This window comes from Methylorubrum aminovorans (assembly GCF_022179725.1).
Classification (GTDB): Bacteria; Pseudomonadota; Alphaproteobacteria; order Rhizobiales; family Beijerinckiaceae; genus Methylobacterium; species Methylobacterium aminovorans.
In genome coordinates, this window is record NZ_BPRC01000012.1 from 58,824 (window position 1) to 81,248 (window position 22,425).

The window sequence follows — 22,425 nt, forward strand, 5'->3', positions numbered from 1 at the left end:
TACTCACGGGTAGTGACCTGAGCGCATCACTGCGCTTATATCGTTAATGTCATCGAGGCTGCCGCTTGTAGATTCACGAAGTGGTCGTTCATCCGGCGAGTGCGGCGTGATGTGAAGTTTATGGTAATTAAAAATCCCGAAGATTGCCGAATATGCCGGACAAATATGCCCTGCTCAATGTTCTCGATAAAGTCGGATCTGCGGCGGTATTGATCAATTGCCGCGCACGGACGACGGATTGCAATCAGCTTGCGAAGCGGATCCTTTCGAACCATGCCGCCGATATGGCATTCCCGGACGCCGAGCCGTTCACGGGCCGAATGATCAACAGCGCGCTGACGGAGCCGTTCGGAACCGTCGAGCTCGAGCGGCCACGCAACGATCAGCGGCTGGTCTTCCAGGCGATGGACATCACCGCGATGGGAGAAGCGCACCGCCTGCTGATCCTGATCGATCTTGCCGTTCGCGCCCAAGTCTGCGCCCCGGTGCTGGAAAAGATTTTCGGCCTCACGGCCGCCGAGGGGCGACTTGCGGCGGAGATCAGCCGGGGTTTGCCGCTGGCCACGATCGCGCAGAGCCGCAAAGTCAGTATTGCTACGCTGCGCTCACAGCTTGCCTCGATCTTCGCCAAGACGGGAACCTCGCGTCAGCCAGAGCTCGTCGCATTGCTTGCCCGGGTGTGCCAGTTCTCACCGACGTTGGATCCGGTCACTTAACCATCTATCGCCAACATTTTTTTTGATCGCACCACCAAACATGTTTTATCGCTTGCGATAGCCGGGACGATCCGACTGGTTATATCGGGAGGTCCCTGTCTGAGATCGACCATCCGCCGTTTCAATTGACGGTGCCTCTCTTATGATTTTACAGGCGCGCGTACTCCATTTGCATTTTGGCAACAGCCATGGGCAATGATTAGTCCGGGACCGAGAAAGTGGCCGTCCACGAATGATCGATAGTGGTTGAGGCCGAAAAAGGCGTTTATGGGTCGCCAAGCCCGCTGCCGTTCGTTGCGGCTGGGCGCCGGCCTGCTCGCGCGGGTGAGGGAGAGTTCGACGGATGACACGGATCGTGGCGGGACGGGGGGCAGGTCGGGCCTTGTCCTCGTCTGGATGGACGCGCACCCTGGCCTGTATCGGTTGGCTCGGATTGGGCCTGCTCTCGGCCTCGGCTCAGGACGTAAAGCCCGATCCCAAGCCGGGGCCGGCTGAGGGTGCCAAGGCCGGGTGTGATGCGTCCTGTGCGCGCCAGGCAATCCCTGCGGCCGTCCAGGCCTGTGTTCCGGGAATTGAGCGGCAGGCACCGACCGACTTCGAGTGGATGAACCGGCCGACGGGAAGCGTCTTCCAAGAGGCCGAGCCCCCGGCCGGAGCCGATACCGTGGTGAAGTTCCGCGGCGACTCCGTGCGGTTCCTCAATCCGCAGGGCCAGTGGGTGCGCATCACCTACGAGTGCGATTACGATACGGCCGGCCGGTCGGTTCGTGGCGTCAAGGTGCGCGTCGGACGGATCGACGGTAAGGGGGCGAATACGAGCGCGGCCGTGCTTCCTGCCGGCTCGGGCAGTGCGGGACGCGGACAGGCTGCTCCGGCGGCGCCTCAGGCGCAGGTGAAGCGGCCCCGACCAAGCGAGCCCAGCGAGGTTGAGATCCGCCAGGTCGCCCCGTCGGCGGGCCGCTGAAGGCGGCTCTGTCGGTGGGAGGACGCAAGATTGGGAGGCTGGCGATGCGACGGATCTTGACGGCTTTTGTCGTCCTGTTTTCGGCGTCGCCGGTGCCAAGTATGGCTCAAGCCATCACAAACGTGAACGAATGCACGTTCATCACCGATCCGATTGCGCTCCGACGCTGCATCGACGGGTTTCAGCTGCGCGGCCCGGCGGCGCAGTACCCGCAATCCGCGCCCATCCCGGCCGTCAAGAGCCCTGCCCAGGCTGAGCGCGACCAGCTCAACAGCAAGACGCCGCCGGCTGCGGATTACAAGGAATCGCCCGAGTGGCTTGGCAGCGCCGACAAGGCGCCAAATCGATCCCCGCCGAAGCGCGGGGTGATCGATCTCAACAAGTAGCGTGCCTCGCGACGACCAGGCCGCCGGTTCGTGCAAGGAATGCACGTCGGATCAGGGCGCTGGAGACGTGATCCGGCTCGATGGTCTCGGTGCGGCTCTCTGGCGCCGACGCCTCGGTGCGTGACCTCCGCCGAAGGCGCAGGCCGTTCGACCATTCATCGGTGTGGACGACGACCGTACCACGCGACCCATGGCGCGTTTCCGCGCCGTATCAGGCCCTTTCGCCGCCGAGCACCAATCGGAGCGATCGGGCGAGTTCGTCGCGGCGGTAGGGCTTGTTGAGCACCGGAAGCTCGCCCTGACCGATGATTTGTCCCTCGTCGAGATTCGCCACGTAGCCCGACGTCAGCAGGATCTTGATGTCGGGCCGAATGCGCCGTGCCTCAACCGCAAGTTGCGAGCCGTTCATCCCTCCCGGCATGACGACGTCCGAAAACAGGATGTCGATGCGCTCGACGCCGTGCAGATACGCCAGAGCCTCGTTCGCGTTGCGGGTCACGATGACCCGGTAGCTCAGCTCTTCCAGGCTCTCGACCGCCATGCCGAGCACATGCTCGTCGTCCTCGACCAGCAGCACCGTCTCACCCTCGCCGGCGCGGCGCAGCGGGATGGCGCCGACCGGGCCGGTCCCGACTTCCTCACCGGCCGGGTCGGTCGAGCGGGGAAAGTACAGGCTGACCGTGGTGCCCCGGCCCATCGCCGACTCGATCTGCGCGAAGCCCTTGGCGCTGCGGGTGAAGCCGTAGACCTGGCTGAGCCCCAGTCCGGTTCCCTTGCCGACCTCTTTGGTGGTGAAGAACGGCTCGAACACGCGCTGGAGCTTGTCGGCGGGGATGCCGCTGCCGGTGTCCGTGACGGAAACCAGAACGTAGGGGCCCGGCGGCACGTCCTTGTCGGCGACCGCGGCCGTACCGAGCCGGACGTTGCGGCTCGTGACCGCGATGTGCGCCGGTCCGTCCCGACCCTCCAGGGCATCGCGCGCATTGACGACCAGATTCAGCACCGCCGCCTCGAACTGGGCCGGGTCGATGCGGATCGGGTCCAGGGCCGGGTCGAGATCGAAGGTCAGCGCGACGGCGCCGGTGGCCGCGCGCTCGGCGAGCGGTCGGAAATCCAGCAGCAACCGGTTCGGGTTCAGCGTTTGCGGCCGTAGCATCTGGCGGCGGGAGAAGGCGAGGAGCTGCTGGGTCAATTGTTCGCCGCGCCGCGCCGCGCCCATGGCCGCCTCGGCCAAGCGCTTCACGCGATCGGTCTGCTCAGGACGGCGCAGCATCATGTCGAGGCCGCCGACGATCACGGTCAAGAGGTTGTTGAAGTCGTGCGCCACGCCGCCGGTGAGCTGGCCGATGGCCTCCATCTTCTGCGCCTGCCGCAGCGCCTCCTCGGTGACGTGCTGATCGCTGCGATCCATGAGAATGCCGGCGACACGAGAAGCTTGGCCGGCTCGGTCGCGCTTGACCTGCCCGCGCATGGCGATCCAGCGGACCGCCCCATCCGTGCGCCGGATGCGGCATTCGAGGTCGAGCCGGCCGCTCTCGACGATGCCGGCGAAAGCCTCCTCAGCGATGCTCCGGTCCTCTTCGAGCACGTGGGCCAGGAAGGTTTCGCGGTCCCAATCCCGTCCCGCACCCTCGTAGCCGAACACGGCATCGAAGCGCGGCGAGCCGCGATGGATCCCGGTCACGACGTCGATATCCCACGAACTCATCCCGGCCGCATCAAGGGCGAAGGCCAGGGTTTCGTGGGCCGCCGCGACCTCGCGCGTTCGCTCGGCCACGCGCCGCTCCAGCTCCTCGTTCGCCAGTCTAAGCTGGTGCTGGGCTCGCTCCCGCTCGAGGAGATGCGCCCGTGCCTGATACTGTCGCCGTCGCGCACGCAGGGACGAGACGACGGCGCTGGTCAGTGTCTCGGCGTTGATCGGGCGCTCCAGCAGGACCACGTTGCCGAGCTGCCTTAGCAATTCGGCCGCGCGCCGGGTTCGCGGCCCGGCTTGGCGCGTGGCCAGCACGACGAGGGGAAAGTCCGACCAGGGCGCCTGCGCATCGAGCCAGCGCGACAGGTCGGCGATGTCACCCTCGGCCAAGGCCTCCTCGGTCACGATCGCGGTTCCCGCGCCGGAACGTAGGCATCCCACCCACTCCGCCACGTCGGTGCAGACGACGTTGTCGATGCCCGAGCGGTTCAGCACTTGCTCGATGACGGCGGCATCCCGCCCACGCGGAGCCAGAATGAGGGCCCGCTCCTCCGTGGGGTCCCTCACGCCCTATTCCCCGGTGCCTCGGGATCCTGCAACATCGCCACCTGCCCCCGATAGGCCGGCAGACCCGTGAGCACGCCTTCGAAATCAGTCAGAGCTTCACCGACACGCAACCCTTCGGTCGAGAGCCGCAACTCGCGAATCGTGCGCTCATGCGCGTTCACGCGGCTCTTCACCACCGAAAGCGCGGTTCGGATCTCGGCCCGCGCTTCGAAGAAGCGGAACAGCAGGATGCAGTCGCTGAGGTAGCTCAGATCGATATCGGTGCGGACCTCGCCGATGACGCCGTGCTGCCCGAGCACGAGAAGCGTCATCACACCCTTCTGGTTCAGGTAGCTCAGGAGTTCGTGCATCTGGAGGACGAGGTACTCCTCGCCCGGCATCGCGTGCAGGTACGCGTTGAGGCTGTCGACCGCGACGAAGGTCGATCCGCGTTCCTCGACCGCCTGTCTGACGATGGAGGCGAACTCCCCGGGTGACAGCTCCGCCGGGTCGATCTGGGTCAGAGTGAGCCGTCCGGCCTCGAGATGCGGGCCCAGATCCATGCCGAGCAGGGCAGCCCGGGTGATCAGCGTGTTAAGCCCCTCGTCGAACAGATAATACGTCGCGGTCTCGCCGCGTTCGAGCGCGGCCAGCATGCAACGCACCGCGGTGGTCGTCTTGCCCACGCCCGACGGGCCGAGCAGCAGCGTGTTGGTACCGGGTACGAGGCCGCCGCCGAGCAGCAGGTCCAACTCGGCCGAGCCGGTCGGCCGTGCGGTCGCGTCGAAGGTCGCGTGGTGGTCGGCGGCGACGAGGCGCGGGAAGACCTCGACGCCGCCGGTCTCCATGACGAAGTCGTGATAGCCGCCGCGGAACTTGATGCCGCGCATCTTGACGATGCGCAGGCGCCGACGCTCGGAGCCGAAATCACGCGGGGTCTGATCGAGAGAAATCACGCCGTGGGCGATGCTGTGAAGCTGCAGGTCGCCGGCCTCGGAGGTACGGTCGTCGAGCATCAGCACGGTGCAGGACCGCTTGGAGAAGAACTGCTTCAGGGCCAGGATCTGACGACGGTAGCGCAGCGGGTTTTGCGCCAACAGGCGCAGCTCCGACAGGCTGTCGAACACCACGCGCTCTGGCTTCACGGTCTCGACGCGAGCGATAACCTCCCGGACGGTCTCACCGAGTTCGATTTCGGACGGGTGCAGGATGGACTGCTCGCTGTCGGGATCGAGGCCCATCTCGTTGACCAGTTCGTAGACGTCGATTCCGTCGAGGGACCATCCGTGGCTCGCCGCCGCGGCGCGGAGTTCGTCCGCGGTCTCCGAGAGCGTCACGTACAGGCTTCGCTCATCCTGTGCCGCGCCTTCGAGGAGGAACTGCAGCGCCAGTGTCGTCTTCCCGGTGCCGGGAGTGCCTTCAAGCAGATAGAGCCGGTCCGGCGTCAGGCCGCCGCCGAGAATCTCGTTCAAGCCGGGGACCCCGGTCGAGATCCTGGTATCGGAACCCGGCCGAGCACCCGTTACCCCTCTCGCCTCGCTCATCGGTTCCGACGAAGCTCCCATGCCGTGTCACGGCTCTCGCCAAAATTCGTGTAGACGTCGCGAAGGCGGGCGTCTTCTCTGGCGATAACACACTGACGCGGCGGTTGGCCTCATTCCTGTGCAGGACGAATTGGCGTGGCGGAGGCCTCCGCCAATCCTATCCGGTTCGTCCCGCTCGGGGCCGCGGGGCGATCGCCTTGCAGAGGGCTTGCGAGACCTGTTCGGCTGAATAGGGCTTCTGCACCAGCGGAAAACCGTGTGCGCCTTCCTGAGCCAGCACATGGCTGTATCCTGAGGTCAGGATCACCGGGAGGTCCGGGTGGGTGCGGCGCAGCCGCTTGGCCAACTCGATTCCGCCCATGCCCGGCATGACCACATCGGAAAACACCGCTTCGAACGCCGCAGGCTCGGACCCGAGCGCGGTCAGCGCCTCCTCTGCATTGGCGGCCCACCGCGTCTCGAAGCCCAGATCCTGCAGGATCTGGGTCGCGAACCGTCCGACCTCGACATTGTCCTCGACCACCAGGATCCGCTGGCCGGCACCGATCGGCGGCGCGTCGCCCTGTCTCCCTGGTTCCTCGGCTTCCTGTAAGGCCGCCGTCTCGGGCAGGTAGAGGGTGAACGTCGTGCCGTAACCGACCACGCTCTCGACCGAGACGTCGCCGCCGGATTGCTTGGCGAAGCCGAAGACCTGGCTGAGGCCGAGACCGGTCCCGCGCCCGACCTCCTTGGTCGTGAAGAAGGGCTCGAAGATGCGGCCGATCCGCTCTGCGGTGATGCCCGAGCCCGTGTCCGACAGCGAAATCGCAGCGAACGGGCCCGGAGCGCCGGCATGCCCGCGAATCGGCGGCATGGGCACGGAGCAGGCCAGCCGCAGCGTGAGGGTGCCCTCCCCTTCCATGGCGTCGCGGGCGTTGACCGCCATGTTGATGAGCGCGGTCTCGAACTGGCTGAGATCCGCGCGGACGTGACAGGATGTGTCCAGTCCTTCCGTCACGACCCGTATGCGAGCGCCCGTCACGGTGTCGAGCATGTCGGCAACCGCGTGCAGCCGCGCGCCTACGTCGAACACCTCGGGCTTAAGCGTTTGGCGGCGGGCAAAGGCTAGGAGCTGCCCGGTGAGCTTGGCAGCTCGGTCCACTGTTTCGGAGACGGCGTCGAGATAGCGCGCCTTGCGGACCTCCGGCAGTTCCGGGCGGCGCAGGAAGTCGATCGAGGAGCGGATGATCGTCAGGAGGTTGTTGAAGTCGTGCGCCACGCCGCCGGTGAGCTGGCCCACGGCTTCCAGCTTTTGCGACTGGCGAAGTGCCTCTTCGGCGAAGCGTTGCTCGGTGATGTCCCGGCCGAACCCAAAGAGGAGGTCGTCCCCCGGCACGACGGTCCAGGAGACATGGCGCGGGCCGCTTTCCTTCGTGAGAAGTGTGAGTTCGATGTCGCCGGACGCGGGCGTCGCAGCCCGCAGCATCAGGTCGGAAGCGGCCTGCTCCCGTCCGTCGGGCGTGACGAAGTCGAGCACGTTACGCCCGATGGTCTCCTCTTCCGACCAGCCCAGCGAGCGCGTCCAAGATGGGTTGACGGAGCGGATCTCGCCGTCGTGGCGCGCCACGAATTTGAGGACGGGCGAGAGGTTCCAGATCCGATCCCGTGCCTTCTCCTGCTCGGCAACCTGCGCTTCGAGCTGCTGAGCCCGCTGGGCGAGCAGTTCCTCGGTCTGCTTGCGGTCGGTGATGTCCTGCACGAACACGTAGATGCCGACGACCGCTCCGGTCGGGCTCAGGTTCGGAATGTAGCGGATCGCCGCTTCGCGCGGCCGACCGTCCGGATGCGGCCAAGACCGCTCGAACTGGACGTCCGCACCGGCCATGGCCTGTTCGATATGCGGGCGGCGGGCCTCGAACTCGGCTGTTCCGAGGAGTTCCTCGATCGTGTGACCCACGACATGCTCGGGCCTTCGGCCGATCCATGCCTCGTAGGCGGCATTGGCGAAGCGATAGGTGAAGGTGCGGTCGATGAACGCGATCAGCGCCGGCATCGCGTCGGCGATCAGGCGGAGTTCCGCTTCGCGCGCCGCGAGATCGGCTTCCGCCCGCTTGCGGTCCGTGATGTCGATGACGAACTCGAAGCCGCGGCCATCCTCCAGCAGCGTGGCGCCGAACATCGCCCAGAACCGGGAGCCGTCCTTACGGAAGTACTGTTTCTCGTAAGGGGTTGTGCGCCCGGTGGCCTTCAGGTCTTCGAAAGCGCGCCAGGACACGTCGAGCCATTCCGGTGGTGTCAGCACCTGCCAACTGAGGCGCCCGGCGTTGAGATCCTCGCGGCTGTAGCCGCACATCGCCAGGAAGGCGTCGTTGGCATCGAGAAGCTGGCCGTCCAAGTCGAAGTAGATGCCGCCCACCGTCGCGATGGTGAGCGCTTCCCGCAGCCGGGCCCGGCTGGCCGCTAGGGTGGCGGCGGGCATGGCATGCGGATCGATGTCGTGGCCGCGGTTCTGCTCCTCGAGCGCTTCCCGTAGACGGGCTTTCTCGGCTTCCAACGCGGCCACATGCTGGCGCAGTTCTTCGGCCTCAGCGTCCGTCACGCCTCGAGATCCTTGCTTCCGGAACGGGTCGGTGCAGGCACCGCGACGGATCCGCCCGCCATCGGCGGACCGCCTCGAACGTGCGTTTTCATGGCGCTCGCCGCGAGGGAGACGGCTGGATGATCGAGGAGGCTGCTCGAATCCTATAGGATAAAAATCTGCGCGAACCGATCAAAGGCATGCGCCTTCGTCACACGGTCGGAACGAAGATGTCAATTGAAGATAGACATTCCAAGCCACGATCCTAGGCCGGGTGGATTTGCGGCCTATTCGGTTTTTAGCGTTTGATACTCGAATTTCTTCGATAAACGCTGAGCAATCGTAGCAACGAGCCACAAGATACAACCGAACCGTTGTAACTGGCAGCGACAGGAGCGCTCGGCTCCACCCCCAGCACGTTTCCCCCTTCATTATAATCCCGTAGGGGACGATCGGCCGCGCGATACAGAGTGGTTCGCGTGCGTTGTCGCTGCGGACCGCGCGAATGGCGCGGCGTTCGGGTCGAAGGTCCCTTTGATGCGTATGAACGGCACGTATGGTCCTAAGGAACGTGCGATTGTGCTCGAGCGGCAGCGCACGCTCAAGATGGCGCAGTCGGCCCATGCCTACGTTCGCGGCAACACCCTGAAATTCTACGAGTGGCTCGATGGTCTGCCGCGCGGCACCCTGCCGGAGGGCCCGCCGGTCTGGATCTGCGGTGACTGCCATCTCGGCAATCTCGGCCCCCTCGCCGACGCCGACGGTCGCGTCGATATTCAGATCCGCGACCTCGACCAGACGGTGATCGGAAACCCGACGCACGATCTCGTTCGCCTCGGGCTGTCGCTCGCGAGCGCCGCCCGCGGCTCGGATCTTCCCGGTGTCGTCACGGCCCGGATGCTGGAGGAGATGATCGCGGGCTACGCGGTGGGCCTGCACGCGGACGAGGATGACAGCCACCCGCCCGAGCCGGATGTGGTGCGCTCGGTGCGACGCCGGGCGCTCGGCCGGCACTGGAAGCACCTCGCCCGGGAGCGTCTCAAGCGCGTGGAGCCGGCCATTCCGCTGGGGCGCAAGTTCTGGGCTCTCGATGCGGGCGAGCGCCGGGCGCTCGACGAGCTGTTTCAGGAAGAGGCGGTACGCCATCTCGTGCTGGCGCTGAACGGGCGAAGCGAGGGTGCCGAAGCCCGCCTGATCGACGCGGCCTATTGGATGAAGGGCTGCAGCTCGCTCGGCTTCCTGCGCTACGCCGTCCTCGTCGGCATCACCGAGCCGAATGAAAAGCGCCGTCTCGCGCTGGTGGACCTGAAGGAAGCGGTCGAGACCGCCGCCCCGCCCGCGCCCGGTGCGCAGATGCCACCCGACCCGGCCGAGCGGGTGGTGACCGGGGCGCGGGCGCTGTCACCGAATCTCGGGGAGCGCATGCTGCCGGTTCATCTGCTCGGAAAGCCGGTCGTGATGCGCGAACTCGCGCCGCAGGATCTGAAGCTCGATGTCGATCAGTTCGGCCGCGAGGAGGCGGTGCGCGCCGCGCATTACCTCGCCTACGTGGTCGGCAAGGCGCATGGCCGTCAGATGGAGGCCGGAGCGCGGTCGGCTTGGCGCGCCGAGGTCACGAAGAAGGGCGCCACGGATGAGGGGGCGCCGTCCTGGCTCTGGTCCAGCGTGGTCGAACTCGCCGGCCGCCACGAGGTCGGCTACCTTCAGCACTGCCTTCGCTACGCCGGCCGGCAGGCCGCCTAAAACGCGGGTGCGCCCCTCAGGATCGGCGGCCCGTATGGCGTCCGCCGAGGACCAGGGCTGCCGTGGCCGCTAGTCCGGCCGCTAGTCCTGCGGTGGCGAGCGGGTGCAGGGTCGCGCGGGTGTAGGCGCTCGTGCGCATGACGTAGACCGGCGGGTCGCCCCGCTCCCGACCGGCGCCCTCGGGCCTGTGAAGCGCGCCCTCCGGGTTGCGCGGCGGCTCCGACCGTTTCTGCAGGGCGATGATCGCCGGGGCGAGTTCGTCGTAGGCTCCCGGCGCGAATTCCTTGCCCATGACGAAGAGCTTGCCGCCGCCGCCCACGATGATGTCCCGCTGCGGGTGAACGGCAGCGTGCAGGATCGCGTTGGCGACCTCCTGCGGCGGGTAGATCGGCGGGGGCAGCGTCGGCTCGCGATCCATGTAGTTGCGCGCCCGGTTCGGGAGCGGTGTGTCGATCGAGGCGGGTTTCACCAGCGTCACCGAGACCGGAGCGCCCTCCGCCCGCAACTCCATCCGCAGCGTGTCGGTGAAGCCTTTCACCGCGTGTTTCGAGGCGGCGTAGAGCCCCTGGAACGGGAAGGCGAGATCGGAGGCGATGCTGCCGACATTGATGATGGCGCCGCCGCGCTCGCGTAAGTGCTCCGCGGCGATGAGCGAGCCGTAGACCGTGCCCCAGAAATTGGTGCGGATCAGCCGCTCGTGGTCCTCGGCGGCGATCTCGCGCAGCGGTCCGTAGACGGTGAGGCCGGCCACGTTCACCCAGGTGTCGGACCCGCCGAAGGTGGCGAGGGCATGGTCGGCAATCGCCTGGACATCCTCGCGCCGGCCGACATCCGCGACGAAGTGGGTGGCCCGCGGCCCGAGCTCGGCGGCGATCTCGGCCAGGATCGCCTCGCTGCGGGCCGCGAGGACAACCCGGGCGCCGCGTCGCGCGGCCATGCGCGCGGTCGCGAGACCGATCCCGCTGGATGCCCCGGTGACGACGATGACCTGCTCGCGCAGAGGCTTGTGTCCCATCCCGGCCCGCTCCTGTCCTGTCGCTTCGATGCGATCGCGAGGGGGGTACGCGCGACGGGCCCAACTGTTTCGGCCCGCGCGCAAACCGCGCAGGCCACCGGATCATCTCAGTCGCTGGCGTGTTCGGCGACGTAGCGGCCCAGCGCGCTCGCCGCGTTGAGCATGTGGGCGCGCATGCGCCGCGCCGCGGCGTCGCCGTCGCCCTCCGCGATCGCCTGGAGAATCTCGCCGTGTTCGGCACGGGAGCGCAGGATGCGTTCGCCCTGCCGCAACTGCGTCCGGCGGAAGGCCGACAGGCGCGAACGGATCGACAAGGCCTGCTCGGACATGAAGCCGTTATGGGTCGCCCGGTAGAGCGTCTCGTGGAAGACGCGGTTGAGGGCGTCGTAGGTGTCGTAATCCTGCGCCGCCACCGGCTCGGCCGATTGCTCGTGCAGGTCCATCAGCGCGCTGAGTTCGAGCGGTGTCATCCGGTAGGTAGCGAGGCGCACGCAGAGCGCCTCGAACTCGGCGGTCGTCTCGAACATCTCCATGATCCGCTCGGGCGTCATGCGGGTGACGACGACGCCGCGCCGCGGCCGCATCTCGACCAAGCCGCTTGAGGCGAGCTGGCGCAGGGCCTCGCGGACGGGAGTGCGCGAGGCACCGAAGCGGTCGGCGAGATCCTGCTCGTCCAGCGCGATGCCCGCCGCGAGGACACCGGAGGCGATCTCGTCCGTCAAGGCGTTGCGGATCTGGTCGGAAAGCAGGCCACGCCCCTCGGCCATACCGTCCATCGCGCCGCCCTCCCCCATCCGCACCATTCTACCAGGGCCCGCACGATCCCAACCAGCGGTAACCGGCCGACGACGCAGCCGATGCCGATGCAAGCGGCCGCGGTCAATGCGCCCTCGGCCAAGTTGGCCCAACCTGGCACGGCAGCTCCGCGCAGGCATCTGCATGCAATGGCATTCCGCTTCCAAGCTCGCGTATATCGCTGCGTGCGTCGCCACGGCCATCGTATGCAAATAATTGACGTCAGCGCAAATATGAATACGACAATTGCGTCTGATTGCGACGGCGCATACGCCGCCGGCCTTCGGACCCGCGGGTGTATGCCCCGTGAGGCTATCACAGGGAGCGGACCGGATGAGCGGCTGGCGTTCTGAGCGGCAGGCCCGCGATGCGCGGATCGAGGCGGGCCGAGTCCATGCCGCAGGCAAGGTCGTGGCGGCCTCAGGCGTGGTCGATCTGCTGGAGGCGATCCTTCGCCCCGGCGACCGGGTCTGCCTGGAAGGCGACAACCAGAAGCAAGCGGATTGCCTCGCGCGCGCCCTCAGCCAGTGCGACCCGGCCCGCGTGCACGACTTGCACATGGTCCAGTCCGGCATCGTGCTCCCCGAACATCTCGACATCTTCGAGCAGGGAATCGCGCGGCGGCTCGATTACTCTTATTCCGGGCCGCAGGGCGGGCGGATCGCCCGCATGCTCTACGGGGGGCAGATCGAGCTCGGGGCGGTGCACACCTACCTCGAACTCTTCGCCCGCTACTTCGTCGATCTCACCCCGAACGTAGCGCTGATCGCCGGCGTCTCGGCCGACCGGGACGGCAACCTCTATACCGGGCCGAACACCGAGGACACGCCGACCGTGGTGGAGGCGACCGCCTTCAAGAATGGCGTCGTGGTGGCGCAGGTCAACGAGATCGTCGAGCGCGTGCCCCGCGTCGACATCCCCGGCGACCGGATCGACTTCGTGGTCGAGGCGGACAAGCCGTTCTACGTCGAGCCGCTGTTCACCCGCGATCCGGCGGCGATGACCGAGACCCAGATTCTGATGGCTATGATGGCGATCAAGGGCATCTACGCCGAGTACGGAATCCGCCGGCTCAATCACGGCATCGGCTTCGGCACTGCGGCAATCGAACTCCTGTTGCCGACCTATGCAGAGCGCCTCGGGCTTAAAGGTCAGATCGCCACGCACTGGGCGCTCAACCCGCACCCGACGCTGATCCCGGCGATCGAGTCGGGATGGGTGAAACAGGTTCACTGCTTCGGTTCAGAAGTCGGCATGGACCGCTATATCCGCGAGCGCTCCGACATCTTCTTCACCGGTGCGGACGGCTCGCTCCGCTCGAACCGCGCCTTCTGCCAGACCGCCGGACTCTACGCCTGCGACCTGTTCATCGGCTCGACCCTGCAGATCGACCTTTCCGGCCATTCCTCGACGGTGACGCAGAACCGCGTGGCCGGCTTCGGCGGCGCGCCCAATATGGGCTCCGACCCGCACGGGCGGCGCCACCCCTCCGACACTTGGATGAAGGCGGGGCGCGAGGCGCAGGTGACGGGCGATCCCGCCCTGATGCGCGGGCGCAAGCTCGTGGTTCAGATCGTCGAGACCTTCGGCGAGGGGCTGGTGCCGGCCTTCGTCGAGCAACTCGATGCGCTCGAACTGGCACGCAAGATCGGATTGGAGCTCGCTCCGGTGATGGTCTACGCCGACGACGTCACCCACATCGTCACCGAGGAGGGCGTCGCCAACCTCTTGCTCTGCCGCACTGCCGACGAGCGCGAGCAGGCGATCCGCGGGGTCGCCGGCTACACCGAGATCGGCCGCGGACGCGACCGGGCCATGATCGAGCGGCTCCGCCAGCGCGGTATCGTGCGCCGCCCCGAGGATCTCGGCATCGAACCTCTCGACGCCGACCGCTCCCTGCTCGCGGCGAAGTCGATCAAGGATCTCGTGCACTGGTCCGGAGGGCTCTACGAGCCGCCGGCCAAGTTCCGGAACTGGTGAGGCCGCGATGGAAAAGCTCAGCTTCCGACACGTCACGTCCCGCGCCCTGCCCGGCGCGAAGGCGCAGGCCATCACCGGCGTCGTCGCCTCCGGCAACCTCGAAGTGCTCCTGGAGCGCGCTCTGGCCCCGACCGAATGCTCGGTCGAGATCGAGACGCCAATCCGCGGGTACGGCGATGTGTGGTCGGCGGTGGTCGCCGATTTCGTCGCCCGTACTCAGCCCGGCGGCTTGCGTATCACGATCAACGATGGCGGCGCCCGCCCCGACACCGTGTCCCTGCGCCTGCTCCAGGGCGCCCGGCTGATGGAGGTCTGACGATGGGCGAACGGATCATCGACCCCGCTGCCAGAGGCTGGGCGACCAGTTGGTACGAGGCTACCGCCCGCGCCCGCATCGATGGCCTTCTGGACACTGGCAGCTTTCGCGAGTTCATCGGCCCCGAGCAGCGCCGGATGAGCCCGCACCTGCCGCTGTTCGATCTGCCGCGCGCCTTCGACGACGGCATGATCGTCGGCTCTGGCCGCCTCGACGACCGGCCGATCCTCGTGGCCGCGCAGGAAGGCCGCTTCATGGGCGGGGCCTTCGGCGAGGTCCATGGCGCCAAGCTCGTCGGCCTGCTGCGCGCCGCTTTGACGCTGAAGCCTGCCGCCGTGCTGATCCTGTTCGACACCGGTGGCGTGCGTTTGCAGGAGGCCAATGCCGGCGAGACCGCCATCGCCGAGGTGATGCGCGCGATCACGCAGGTGCGGCTGGCCGGCGTGCCGGTGATCGGACTGATCGGCGGCCGGGCCGGAGCCTATGGCGGCGGCGGGCTGATCGCCGGCACCTGCTCGCAGCTCGTCGTGTCCGAGAGTGGGCGCATCTCCGTCTCGGGTCCGGAGGTGATCGAGACCAACAAGGGCGCCGAGGAGTTCGACTCCCGCGACCGCGCCCTGGTCTGGCGCACCATGGGCGGCAAGCACCGCCGCCTCACCGGCGGCGCTGACGCCTATGCCGACGACACGGTGCAAGCCTTCCGACAGGCGGCGCTCGACGCGATCGGCCGCGCCCCAGGCCTCGACCTCACCACGCTTGAGGCCGAGCAGAGGCGGTTGGAGGACCGCCTCGCCCGATTCGGTGATTGCCGCGACGCCACCGAGATCTGGGCGCGCCTCGGCGTCAACGATCCGGAGGCGGTGCCGGCGCTGACCACGGCCGATTTCGACGCCCTTCTCGCCAATCTCGGGAAGACGACCCATGACGCTCGTTGAGATTCTGGCCTCGCTGTTTCCCGAAGGCCATTCCGTCACGGTCGAGGATGGACTCGTCAGCGGCGAGGGTCCGTTTCGGGGCGGCCGGCTCGCAGTGATTGGCATCGACGGCGACACCGCGCTCGGCGTTGATGGCGCCTGTCGGCTCGCAGGCGACGTCCTCGCCGTCGTGCGCCGGGGCGGCGGCACGCCGATCCTCGTTGCGATCGATTCCGACAGCCAGCGCATGAGCCGGCGCGACGAGCTGCTCGGCCTCAACGAATACCTCGCCCACCTCGCCAAGACGCTGCTGCTCGCCGACGCCCAGGGCCATCCGACCGTCGGGCTGATCTACGGCCACTCGGCGGCGGGCGCCTTCATCGCCACGGCGCTCGCGACCCGCGTCCTCGTCGGGCTGCCGGGGGCGAACCCCAGCGTGATGGACCTGCCCTCCGTGGCGCGCGTGACGAAGCTACCTCTCGACCGCCTGGAGGCGATGGCTAAGGACACGCCGGTCTTCGCGCCGGGCCTCGACAACATGGTGCGCACCGGCGCCGTGCAGGCGGTCCTCGACCCGGACCGGCCCCTGGCCGAGCAGATCGCCGCCGTAATCGATGCCATGCCCGCCGAAGACGTTCGCGACCGGCTCGGTCGGGAGCGCGGCGGGCGCCCCGTGGCGGAAGAGATCGCCGCGCAGGTGGTCCGGGATGCGGCCTTTGGCTGAGGCCTATCGGCGCCACGACCTGCTCGATGTCGAGCCGGGTGCCTGGGCGGCGGTCATCGCGGAGCGAGCCGACCTAGCGGGAGTGCCGCATGTGGCGGCCTGGGTGGAGAACGGGCGGCCGGTCATCCTGCGCCGCTCGCATCCGGGCGAAGACGGGAGGTTCGTCCCGGTCGGCCTTCCGCTGCCGCCGCGGGACGGCAAGCGCCGCATCGGCCTTGCCCTCCCCCCGGAAGCGGTGCGCCCTCGCCCACCGGTGCTCTTCGTTGAGGCACTGGCCGCCTGCCCCCCCGCCTGGGCCGCGACTCTGGAGGCGCTCGCCATCCTCGCTCGGCGCCATGGCCTCGCGCCGCGCCTCTTCGGCAGCCTACTCTGGCAGAGTTTGACCGACCTGCCCTATCTCTCCGAGGGCTCGGACCTCGATCTGCTGTGGCCGATCGAAGGACCGGTGCCGCCTGTGCTCCTCGACGGTCTCGCAGAGATCGACGCGCAGGCGCCGATGCGCCTCGACGGCGAAATCCTGCTTCCTGATGGGGGCGGCGTGAACTGGCGCGAGCTGTACGCCGCTGCGCCCGGCGACAGAGTTCTGGTCAAGCACCGCGACCGCCTCGCCCTGCGCAAGGCCACTGACATTCTCACGAGTGGTGCGGCATGAGCCCACTTTCGGCGCGCCGGCCTCACCCGAACGAGGACATCGATCGATCGGCCATGGCCGACACGATTGCGCGGGCGGCCGCCGAGGCTCTCCGTCTCGAACTCGAAACCTATCCGAAGCCGGGCCTCGTCAGCCCCATCGATTCCGGCAGCCATGCGGACATGGACGCGGGGACGTTCCGGGCGAGCACCGCGGCGATCGCACCCTTCTTTCGAGACCTCGCGCTTGCGGGGCGAGCGGGCGCGCCGATGCCGGCCCTGCGCCGCATCGGCCTTCAAGCGGAGGCATCGATGCGGGCGGCGACGGGTGGCGTGAACACGCATCGCGGCGCCATCTTCGGGCTCGGACTCCTCTGTGCCGCCGCCGGTGCCGTGCCGCGCCCGGCCGCCGGAGCGCTCGGCGCCCTGGTGCGCGACCGCTACGGTGCGACCATCCTCGACGGCCCGGTCCTTCTCCACGCCCCCGGCGCGCGGGTGCGCCGCCACCATGGCGTCGGCGGCGCGCCGGCCGAGGCGGCCGCCGGCTTTCCCAGTCTCTACCGGGTCGGTCTGCCGGCCCTGCGGCGCGGCCGGCAGTTCCATCCCGGCGACGGAGAGGCTGCGCGGGTCGAGGCCTGCCTCGCCCTGATCGCCCATATCGAGGACACGAACCTGCTGCACCGGGGCGGTCCCGACGGCCTCAACTACGCGCGGGCCGAGGCCGCGCGGTTCATCGCCGAGGGTGGTGTGGCGCGGGCCGGCTGGCGCGGGCATGCCGAGGCGCTGCACCGCGCCTTCGTTGCCCGCAACCTCAGCCCTGGAGGCGCGGCCGATCTGCTGGCCATGACGCTGTTCGTGGATGCCGTCGAGGCCCGTCCATGACGCTCGCGGTCCTCCTCTCCGGCCAGGGCGGCCAGCATCCGAGGATGTTCGACCTCACCGCCGACTGGCCCGCCGCCGCACCGGTCTTCACGGTGGCCGAGCGGGTCCTCGGACAGGATCCGCGGGACTTCGTCCGCGCGCCGGGCGCGGACCTGCACGATAACCGCACCGGGCAGATCCTCTGCTGCGTCGCGGCGCTGGCGGGCTGGACCCTCGTGGAGGCGGCGCGCCCGGCCCGCGTGATCGTTGCCGGATACAGCATCGGCGACCTCGCGGCCTGGGGCTGCGCCGGCCGCTTCGACGCGGAGGCCATCCTGCGCCTGGCCGCCGCCCGCGCTGAGGCGATGGATGCGGCCAGCGGCGAAGGCTTCGCACTGGCCGGCATTCGCGGGCTGCGCCTTGCCGAGATCGAGACGATCGCCGGACGCCACGGCTGCCACCTCGCCATCCGAAATGCCGCCGACAGCGCCGTCGTCGGCGGTCCGCGCGGGGCGCTCGACGCGGTGTGTTCGGCCGCCCAAGCCGCCGGGGCGCAGCGGGCCGTGATCCTGTCGGTGCGGACGCCCTCGCACACGCCGCTGCTGCGCGCGGCAAGCGGTCGTTTCGAAGCGGCACTCGCGGCCGAGCGCCTGCGACGTCCGCCGCCGGGAGCACCGCGTCTGATCAGCGGGCTCGACGGCGCCCCCGTCTTCGATGGCAAGGCCGGTTTGTCGAAGCTGGCGCGCCAGATCTCGGAGACGATCGACTGGGCCGCCTGCCTTGTCGCCTGCCGGGAATACGGCTGCGACACCGTGCTCGAACTCGGCCCCGGCCACGCGCTCGCGACCATGGCCCGCGAGGCGATCCCGGAGGCCCGCATCCACGCCCTCGAAGAATTCCGGTCCGCCTCGGGAGCCGCCGACTGGATCAACGGTCGCTGAGGATTGCCGCCGCTCACGCCTTCGCGGGCGGCAACCGCACGGCGACTTCGTTCCGCCGCAGGAAGGGGATCGAGAAGGGCGGGTCATACCCCATGAAGAAGGGCGGCTCCGCCGGCTTTCGTCCCGCTTTGTCCAGCACCTCTGCGAGGATGCGGGCTTGTGCCTCGCGCGCCTCGGCGGTGGCGCTGCCGGAGAAGCGCAGAACCGCCAGCCGTTCGGGCGGGATTCGTGTCAGCCGGACGCCGGGCTCGGTCGGTTCGGGCGCCCCGGCCTCCGCGACCGTCCGGGGCAGGTAGAACCGCATCGTGCCGCCCGCGCCCTGTTCGACCGGAACGGTCATCGCGATCAGGCGGCCTCCGGTCTCGACCGGTGCGGTCATCGCGATGCGCGCGCCACCGTCATTTGCCCCGGTGATGTACCGGAACAGACGCCCGAACGCCTCACCGTCCTGCTGGCCGCGGGCGTCGGTCTCCACCGACACCCGGCCGTCATAGGCGCGGATCTCCACCCCGCGGTCGAGCCGCTCGACCACGGCGTAGCGGGGCTCCTCGTAGGTCGCGCGGATGCCGACGACCGACAGCGCGGATTCGAGCAAGGTGACGAGATAGTAGAGGAACTTGTCCATCGTGAGCGGGGCCGGAGAGCAGGGTCCACGAACAATTGCCGTTCGCCGGAAGCCGTTCCGTCACCGGGCGGCGCCTTCCTCGTTCGGCCGTATGCTTTGCGGTGATACCTTGGCCGACCTCGCCGCGGTGATCGGATCATCCCGGCGGTCGATAGACGGTCCAGTTACTTCTTCGGTTCGGAGCCGAGATAGACGTATTCCGGTGCGGCGCGGAGTTGGTCCTTGTCGGTCTCGATCACTGCGTCGAGGCTCCCTCCATCCTTGCGCGACAGCTTCAGGGTCTCGGGCGCCACGGCGACGTACTTGGCGTTCAGGCCGAGGAAGCCGCCGACGCTGACGACGTAGGATTTTACCGCGCGCCTCTCGTCGAACACCACGTCGGCCACGGAGCCGATGGTTTCGTTCGCGCCGTTGCGGATGCTCAGGCCGATCAGCTTCGAGGCGACCACGTCCTCGGGCGCCTGGGCCACGAACTTCGCCCGAAGGTCGTCGTTCAGCGTTGCCGGCTGCGCGGCGACGGGCGCGGGCTCCTGGGCCAAAGCGGGTCCGCTCGCCAGGAGCAGAAGGGCACACGCGATCGGGCGGAACGTCATCGGGTTGGGGTCTCCAGCGGAAAAGGGGAAAGCGATGGGAGCAGATGGGCGAACCGGGCGGATCGCGCCCGGTCCGGGACGGTCAGACCGGCAGGCGCCCGTCCGGTGAGTACCGATCGACCGCGGAAGGAAGTTCGCGTGAAAGTCGCGACAGCAACGCAGCGCGGCTCAGGCCGGTCTGCTGCGTGAGGTGGTCGAGCGTCTCTTCCCCGATCGCGCGCTCCAGATCCGCTTCGGCAAGTTCACGGTTCGGTCCCTGCCGGACCCAGGATTGCGCGGCCTCGCCGTGGCCGCCCTTGGTGAAATGCTCGACGAGTTCGTTCAGTCCGGAGGCGATCAGGCCGCCGACGCCGGCCGAGCCGATGCCGCCAAACAGCCCCGCGAGGTTGTCGAGGGCACTGGAGCTGCCCTGGCTTGGGGCGGAATTCGGGATCGGCGGGACCGAAGCACGCCCTGCCCGGTCCTGGTGGCCTTTCAGCAGCTCGGCGATCTTGTCCCGATTCTGGTAGCCGGCAATGGCCAGCAAACCCAGCAGGGCCGTCATCGACGGATAACCCTTGCTCATGGCGTGTTCGCTCCTGTTTCGTGAGGTCGCCGGTTCGGTTCAGCGCCGATGGCGGGGCGGGGCCGCGGTACGGCCGGTGAGCCGGCGGCTGACGAAGGCGATGACCCTCGGCAACACGAGGGCGGTGAGAAGCTTGCGGATCATGGCGATGCTTCCGGTCTAAATCGTTCAGCGAGTGGGACGCGCGAGCCAGCCGAGCGCGAAGGCGGTGGCCACGAGTCCGAGCAGGGTGGAGATGCGGTGGGTCTCGGCGTAGCGGACGGCGCGGCGTCCGTACTCCCGGCCGTGGCGCCGCGCCTCACCAACGGCGTGCCGGCCGTCTTCGATCCAATTGTCGGCCCGCTCGCGGGCGGCGTGGGCGATGTGGCGTCCGTCGCGGGCGAGATCCTCCGCCCGGTCGCGGGCGCTGCCGTAGGCATATTGCGCGCCGCCGGCGACCTGATTGACGGCACCGCGCATCTGGCGGACGGGGTCGCCCGCGACGCCGCCGAGAGCGGTCTGGGCGCGGCCCTTGATGTGACGGGACGCGCCGCGGAACTGATCGCGGTTCATAATGCTCTCCTTCCGTTGCAATGGGATTCGGGCGGGCGGGGCCGGAGGCCGACCCCGCGCCTTCGGGTCAGTGCTTGCCGGTGATCTTGTCGGCGAGGTTCTTGGCGCCGTCCTTGACGTCGCCGACCGTCTTCTGCGCCTCGCCCTTGAGCTCCTGCGCCTTGCCCTCGGCCACGAGCTTGTCGTTACCGGTCACATTGCCGACGCCCTGCTTGATGTTGCCGACCGCCTCGTTGGCGAGGCCCTTGATCTTGTCGGTGGTGCTGCTCATCGGATGGACTCCTGTCTGGGTTGGTCATCACCGGCAAAGCCGGTCGGGACGGCCCCCGCCGTGACGACGGGAGCCGAAGGGGGAAGCGGTCAGGCGCGGCGCGCGTCGTAGGCACTGAGAGCGGAGACGGGGGCCGGGGCGCCGAGGCGCCCGCCGAAGAAGGCGGCGAGCGCACCGAGGACCAGCGCCAGGGCGGCGTAGAAGGCGCCCTGCGTGGCCGCGGACTTGGCACTGACGGCCGCCGCCTCAGCCTTCTGCTTGGCCGTCGCCACGGCCTGCTCGTACTGCTTCTGGTACTCGTCGATCTGCGTCTTGGCCTGATCGGGGGAAATGCCCTGCGCCTTGGCGAGCGCATCGGCCGCGCGGCTCTTGGCCTGCTCCTTCTGCGCGGCATCGCCGGTCAGCATGGCCCGGACCGCGGCGACCGCCGCATCACGCGCCGCTTGCGGGTCCTGGCCGGCGGATTGCTCGCGGACCTTCTGCTCGATTCCATCGAGCGGGTTGGAGATCTTGGACAGCGACGGGGCCGCTGCCTGAGCGGCCGTCTGCACCGTTCCACCGACGAGGTTGCCCGCGCCGCCCAGCGCACCCGAGACGGTGCTCAGCGTTCCGCCGACGAGGCCGCTCGCCGCCGAGGTCAGCAGATACAGGACCACGAGCGTGGTGACCGCCCAGGACACGAGGCCGTGCAGGGCCGCGGAACCCGGCAGCGACTTGCCGGAGAGCCGACCCGCGACGAGGCCGCCGACGAGCGAGGCGACGACGCCGGAGCCAACGAACCACAGACCCGCGCTCAGCGAGAAGGTCGAGGCAGCCGGGTTTTCAGCACCATTGGTGCCGACGGACGCCAGGCCGACCCCCACGCCGACGAGGTTCAGGACGACCTGCGTCACGATGGCGATGACAGTGCCGGCGAGGATGGCACCCCAGGACACCTCGTTGAGAAGGACGGCCCGCGTGTCGGCGGACGCGACAGCGGAAGGGTTTGTGATCGTGGTCACGCGTGTACTCCGATGGTCAGGGAAGTCGGGATGCGGGAGGGTCAGAGCTTGCTGACGAGCAGGCCGAGGCCGAAGCCGATGGCGCCCGCGACGAGAAGCGAGGCGACGGGCGCGTCGGACACGTATTCGCCGACCTCGCGCGAGCTTCCGCGCAGGTAGCGGCGCCCCTGCTCGTAGGCGTCCTCGGCAACCTCGTAGGCATCGTCGGCGGCGTGTCGCACCGCGTCCTTGGCCTGGCCGTAGAGGTTCTCGGCGCTGCCCTGGGCTTCGCGGAAACGGCCCTCGACCGCGTCGCTGCGCGAGCCGGTCAGGTCGCCGACCGCACCTTGCACCTTGCCGCCGAGTTCCTTGGAAGCACCCGTGATCCTGTCCGTATCGACCATAACGATCTCCTGTTCGGTGTTCGTGGTGAGTGGCAGCGCCGCGGGACGGCGCCGGGTGGAATCCGGTTCAGTCGCGGGTCGAGACCGGTGGGGGCGGTCGCGTCCGGCGC

Annotated in this window: 23 protein-coding genes; 11 read left to right on the top strand and 12 right to left on the bottom strand. The window is 68.4% G+C overall.

Going from position 1 to position 22,425, the window contains the following annotated elements; translation table 11 throughout:
* The first annotated feature begins 152 nt into the window (after positions 1–152).
* The 3 genes from MFF24_RS16910 (at position 153) to MFF24_RS16920 (ending at position 2,066) form a co-directional block, all read left to right on the top strand.
* A complete protein-coding gene (locus MFF24_RS16910) occupies positions 153–716 on the top strand; it encodes a helix-turn-helix transcriptional regulator (protein WP_238225812.1) in 564 nt (187 codons plus the stop codon).
* A gap of 604 nt (positions 717–1,320) precedes the next feature.
* On the top strand, positions 1,321–1,680 hold the full coding sequence (locus tag MFF24_RS16915; RefSeq protein ID WP_238225814.1) for a hypothetical protein: 360 nt from the start codon (positions 1,321–1,323) through the stop codon (positions 1,678–1,680).
* A 44-nt stretch (positions 1,681–1,724) separates the two neighbouring features.
* Entirely contained in the window at positions 1,725–2,066 is a 342-nt protein-coding gene (locus MFF24_RS16920; RefSeq protein WP_238225816.1) for a hypothetical protein, read from the top strand.
* A 211-nt stretch (positions 2,067–2,277) separates the two neighbouring features.
* On the opposite strand, the gene MFF24_RS16925 is transcribed toward MFF24_RS16920, so the two are convergent.
* The 3 genes from MFF24_RS16925 to MFF24_RS16935 form a co-directional block, all read right to left on the bottom strand.
* On the bottom strand, positions 2,278–4,326 hold the full coding sequence (locus MFF24_RS16925; RefSeq protein ID WP_238225818.1) for an ATP-binding protein: 2,049 nt from the start codon (positions 4,324–4,326) through the stop codon (positions 2,278–2,280).
* A complete protein-coding gene (locus tag MFF24_RS16930; RefSeq protein WP_238225820.1) occupies positions 4,323–5,849 on the bottom strand; it encodes an ATPase domain-containing protein in 1,527 nt (508 codons plus the stop codon). The genes MFF24_RS16925 and MFF24_RS16930 overlap by 4 nt, the downstream gene beginning before the upstream one ends.
* Before the next feature lie 157 nt (positions 5,850–6,006).
* Positions 6,007–8,427: a hybrid sensor histidine kinase/response regulator gene (locus MFF24_RS16935; RefSeq protein ID WP_238225822.1), complete on the bottom strand. Its 2,421-nt coding sequence runs from the start codon at positions 8,425–8,427 to the stop codon at positions 6,007–6,009.
* Between the two features lie 516 nt (positions 8,428–8,943).
* On the opposite strand from MFF24_RS16935, the gene MFF24_RS16940 reads away from it, so the two are divergent.
* Positions 8,944–10,149 carry a DUF2252 family protein gene (locus tag MFF24_RS16940; RefSeq protein ID WP_238225824.1) on the top strand — a complete coding sequence of 402 codons (1,206 nt, stop codon included), beginning with the start codon at positions 8,944–8,946 and terminating at the stop codon, positions 10,147–10,149.
* Positions 10,150–10,165: 16 nt separating this feature from the next.
* Here the strand turns inward: MFF24_RS16940 and MFF24_RS16945 are convergent, their stop codons facing one another.
* Both MFF24_RS16945 and MFF24_RS16950 read right to left on the bottom strand, forming a co-directional pair.
* Complete coding sequence (locus MFF24_RS16945) at positions 10,166–11,164, bottom strand: SDR family oxidoreductase (protein WP_238225826.1); 999 nt, start codon at positions 11,162–11,164, stop codon at positions 10,166–10,168.
* Between the two features lie 107 nt (positions 11,165–11,271).
* A complete protein-coding gene (locus MFF24_RS16950) occupies positions 11,272–11,958 on the bottom strand; it encodes a GntR family transcriptional regulator (protein WP_238225828.1) in 687 nt (228 codons plus the stop codon).
* Between the two features lie 334 nt (positions 11,959–12,292).
* On the opposite strand from MFF24_RS16950, the gene mdcA reads away from it, so the two are divergent.
* The 7 genes from mdcA to MFF24_RS16985 are packed head-to-tail and all read left to right on the top strand — an operon-like array spanning position 12,293 to position 18,325.
* Positions 12,293–13,939, top strand: a complete 1,647-nt coding sequence (gene mdcA / locus MFF24_RS16955; RefSeq protein ID WP_238225830.1) for a malonate decarboxylase subunit alpha — start codon at positions 12,293–12,295, stop codon at positions 13,937–13,939.
* Between the two features lie 7 nt (positions 13,940–13,946).
* Positions 13,947–14,255 (top strand): malonate decarboxylase acyl carrier protein, encoded by a 309-nt coding sequence (gene mdcC / locus MFF24_RS16960; RefSeq protein WP_238225832.1) that lies wholly within the window; start codon positions 13,947–13,949, stop codon positions 14,253–14,255.
* 2 nt (positions 14,256–14,257) lie between these two features.
* Positions 14,258–15,190 (top strand): biotin-independent malonate decarboxylase subunit beta, encoded by a 933-nt coding sequence (locus tag MFF24_RS16965; protein ID WP_238225835.1) that lies wholly within the window; start codon positions 14,258–14,260, stop codon positions 15,188–15,190.
* Positions 15,177–15,893, top strand: coding sequence for a biotin-independent malonate decarboxylase subunit gamma (mdcE, locus tag MFF24_RS16970; protein ID WP_238225837.1), 717 nt, complete (start codon positions 15,177–15,179; stop codon positions 15,891–15,893). The genes MFF24_RS16965 and mdcE overlap by 14 nt, the downstream gene beginning before the upstream one ends.
* Positions 15,886–16,545, top strand: a complete 660-nt coding sequence (gene mdcG, locus MFF24_RS16975) for a malonate decarboxylase holo-[acyl-carrier-protein] synthase (RefSeq protein ID WP_238225839.1) — start codon at positions 15,886–15,888, stop codon at positions 16,543–16,545. Before mdcE ends, mdcG begins: the two co-directional genes overlap by 8 nt.
* On the top strand, positions 16,542–17,405 hold the full coding sequence (gene mdcB / locus MFF24_RS16980) for a triphosphoribosyl-dephospho-CoA synthase MdcB (RefSeq protein WP_238225841.1): 864 nt from the start codon (positions 16,542–16,544) through the stop codon (positions 17,403–17,405). Before mdcG ends, mdcB begins: the two co-directional genes overlap by 4 nt.
* Entirely contained in the window at positions 17,402–18,325 is a 924-nt protein-coding gene (locus tag MFF24_RS16985; RefSeq protein ID WP_238225843.1) for an ACP S-malonyltransferase, read from the top strand. Before mdcB ends, MFF24_RS16985 begins: the two co-directional genes overlap by 4 nt.
* Before the next feature lie 13 nt (positions 18,326–18,338).
* On the opposite strand, the gene MFF24_RS16990 is transcribed toward MFF24_RS16985, so the two are convergent.
* From MFF24_RS16990 to MFF24_RS17020, 7 genes are all read right to left on the bottom strand, one after another.
* Entirely contained in the window at positions 18,339–18,950 is a 612-nt protein-coding gene (locus MFF24_RS16990; RefSeq protein ID WP_238225846.1) for an SOUL family heme-binding protein, read from the bottom strand.
* Positions 18,951–19,114: 164 nt separating this feature from the next.
* A complete protein-coding gene (locus MFF24_RS16995) occupies positions 19,115–19,543 on the bottom strand; it encodes a PRC-barrel domain-containing protein (protein WP_133088781.1) in 429 nt (142 codons plus the stop codon).
* A gap of 82 nt (positions 19,544–19,625) precedes the next feature.
* Positions 19,626–20,108 carry a YidB family protein gene (locus MFF24_RS17000; protein WP_238225848.1) on the bottom strand — a complete coding sequence of 161 codons (483 nt, stop codon included), beginning with the start codon at positions 20,106–20,108 and terminating at the stop codon, positions 19,626–19,628.
* A 168-nt stretch (positions 20,109–20,276) separates the two neighbouring features.
* Positions 20,277–20,660, bottom strand: a complete 384-nt coding sequence (locus MFF24_RS17005; protein WP_238225850.1) for a CsbD family protein — start codon at positions 20,658–20,660, stop codon at positions 20,277–20,279.
* A 67-nt stretch (positions 20,661–20,727) separates the two neighbouring features.
* Positions 20,728–20,931, bottom strand: coding sequence for a CsbD family protein (locus MFF24_RS17010; RefSeq protein ID WP_238225852.1), 204 nt, complete (start codon positions 20,929–20,931; stop codon positions 20,728–20,730).
* Positions 20,932–21,020: 89 nt separating this feature from the next.
* Entirely contained in the window at positions 21,021–21,932 is a 912-nt protein-coding gene (locus tag MFF24_RS17015; protein ID WP_238225854.1) for a PhnA-like protein, read from the bottom strand.
* Between the two features lie 41 nt (positions 21,933–21,973).
* The gene (locus tag MFF24_RS17020) at positions 21,974–22,315 is read right to left on the bottom strand and encodes a CsbD family protein (RefSeq protein WP_238225856.1); all 342 of its coding nucleotides are present in this window, start codon (positions 22,313–22,315) and stop codon (positions 21,974–21,976) included.
* Positions 22,316–22,425: the final 110 nt, after the last annotated feature.

Coding starts and splice junctions, on each gene's coding strand:
- MFF24_RS16910 (WP_238225812.1), top strand. CDS start 153: ATGCCGGACAAATATGCCCTGCTCAATGTTCTCGATAAAGTCGGATCT.
- mdcC (WP_238225832.1), top strand. CDS start 13,947: ATGGAAAAGCTCAGCTTCCGACACGTCACGTCCCGCGCCCTGCCCGGC.
- MFF24_RS16950 (WP_238225828.1), bottom strand. CDS start 11,958: ATGGGGGAGGGCGGCGCGATGGACGGTATGGCCGAGGGGCGTGGCCTG.
- MFF24_RS17010 (WP_238225852.1), bottom strand. CDS start 20,931: ATGAGCAGCACCACCGACAAGATCAAGGGCCTCGCCAACGAGGCGGTC.
- MFF24_RS16965 (WP_238225835.1), top strand. CDS start 14,258: ATGGGCGAACGGATCATCGACCCCGCTGCCAGAGGCTGGGCGACCAGT.
- mdcB (WP_238225841.1), top strand. CDS start 16,542: ATGAGCCCACTTTCGGCGCGCCGGCCTCACCCGAACGAGGACATCGAT.
- mdcE (WP_238225837.1), top strand. CDS start 15,177: ATGACGCTCGTTGAGATTCTGGCCTCGCTGTTTCCCGAAGGCCATTCC.
- MFF24_RS16945 (WP_238225826.1), bottom strand. CDS start 11,164: ATGGGACACAAGCCTCTGCGCGAGCAGGTCATCGTCGTCACCGGGGCA.
- MFF24_RS16940 (WP_238225824.1), top strand. CDS start 8,944: ATGCGTATGAACGGCACGTATGGTCCTAAGGAACGTGCGATTGTGCTC.
- MFF24_RS17020 (WP_238225856.1), bottom strand. CDS start 22,315: ATGGTCGATACGGACAGGATCACGGGTGCTTCCAAGGAACTCGGCGGC.
- MFF24_RS16920 (WP_238225816.1), top strand. CDS start 1,725: ATGCGACGGATCTTGACGGCTTTTGTCGTCCTGTTTTCGGCGTCGCCG.
- MFF24_RS17005 (WP_238225850.1), bottom strand. CDS start 20,660: ATGAACCGCGATCAGTTCCGCGGCGCGTCCCGTCACATCAAGGGCCGC.
- MFF24_RS16985 (WP_238225843.1), top strand. CDS start 17,402: ATGACGCTCGCGGTCCTCCTCTCCGGCCAGGGCGGCCAGCATCCGAGG.
- MFF24_RS16990 (WP_238225846.1), bottom strand. CDS start 18,950: ATGGACAAGTTCCTCTACTATCTCGTCACCTTGCTCGAATCCGCGCTG.
- MFF24_RS16915 (WP_238225814.1), top strand. CDS start 1,321: ATGAACCGGCCGACGGGAAGCGTCTTCCAAGAGGCCGAGCCCCCGGCC.
- MFF24_RS16930 (WP_238225820.1), bottom strand. CDS start 5,849: ATGAGCGAGGCGAGAGGGGTAACGGGTGCTCGGCCGGGTTCCGATACC.
- MFF24_RS16995 (WP_133088781.1), bottom strand. CDS start 19,543: ATGACGTTCCGCCCGATCGCGTGTGCCCTTCTGCTCCTGGCGAGCGGA.
- mdcA (WP_238225830.1), top strand. CDS start 12,293: ATGAGCGGCTGGCGTTCTGAGCGGCAGGCCCGCGATGCGCGGATCGAG.
- MFF24_RS17000 (WP_238225848.1), bottom strand. CDS start 20,108: ATGAGCAAGGGTTATCCGTCGATGACGGCCCTGCTGGGTTTGCTGGCC.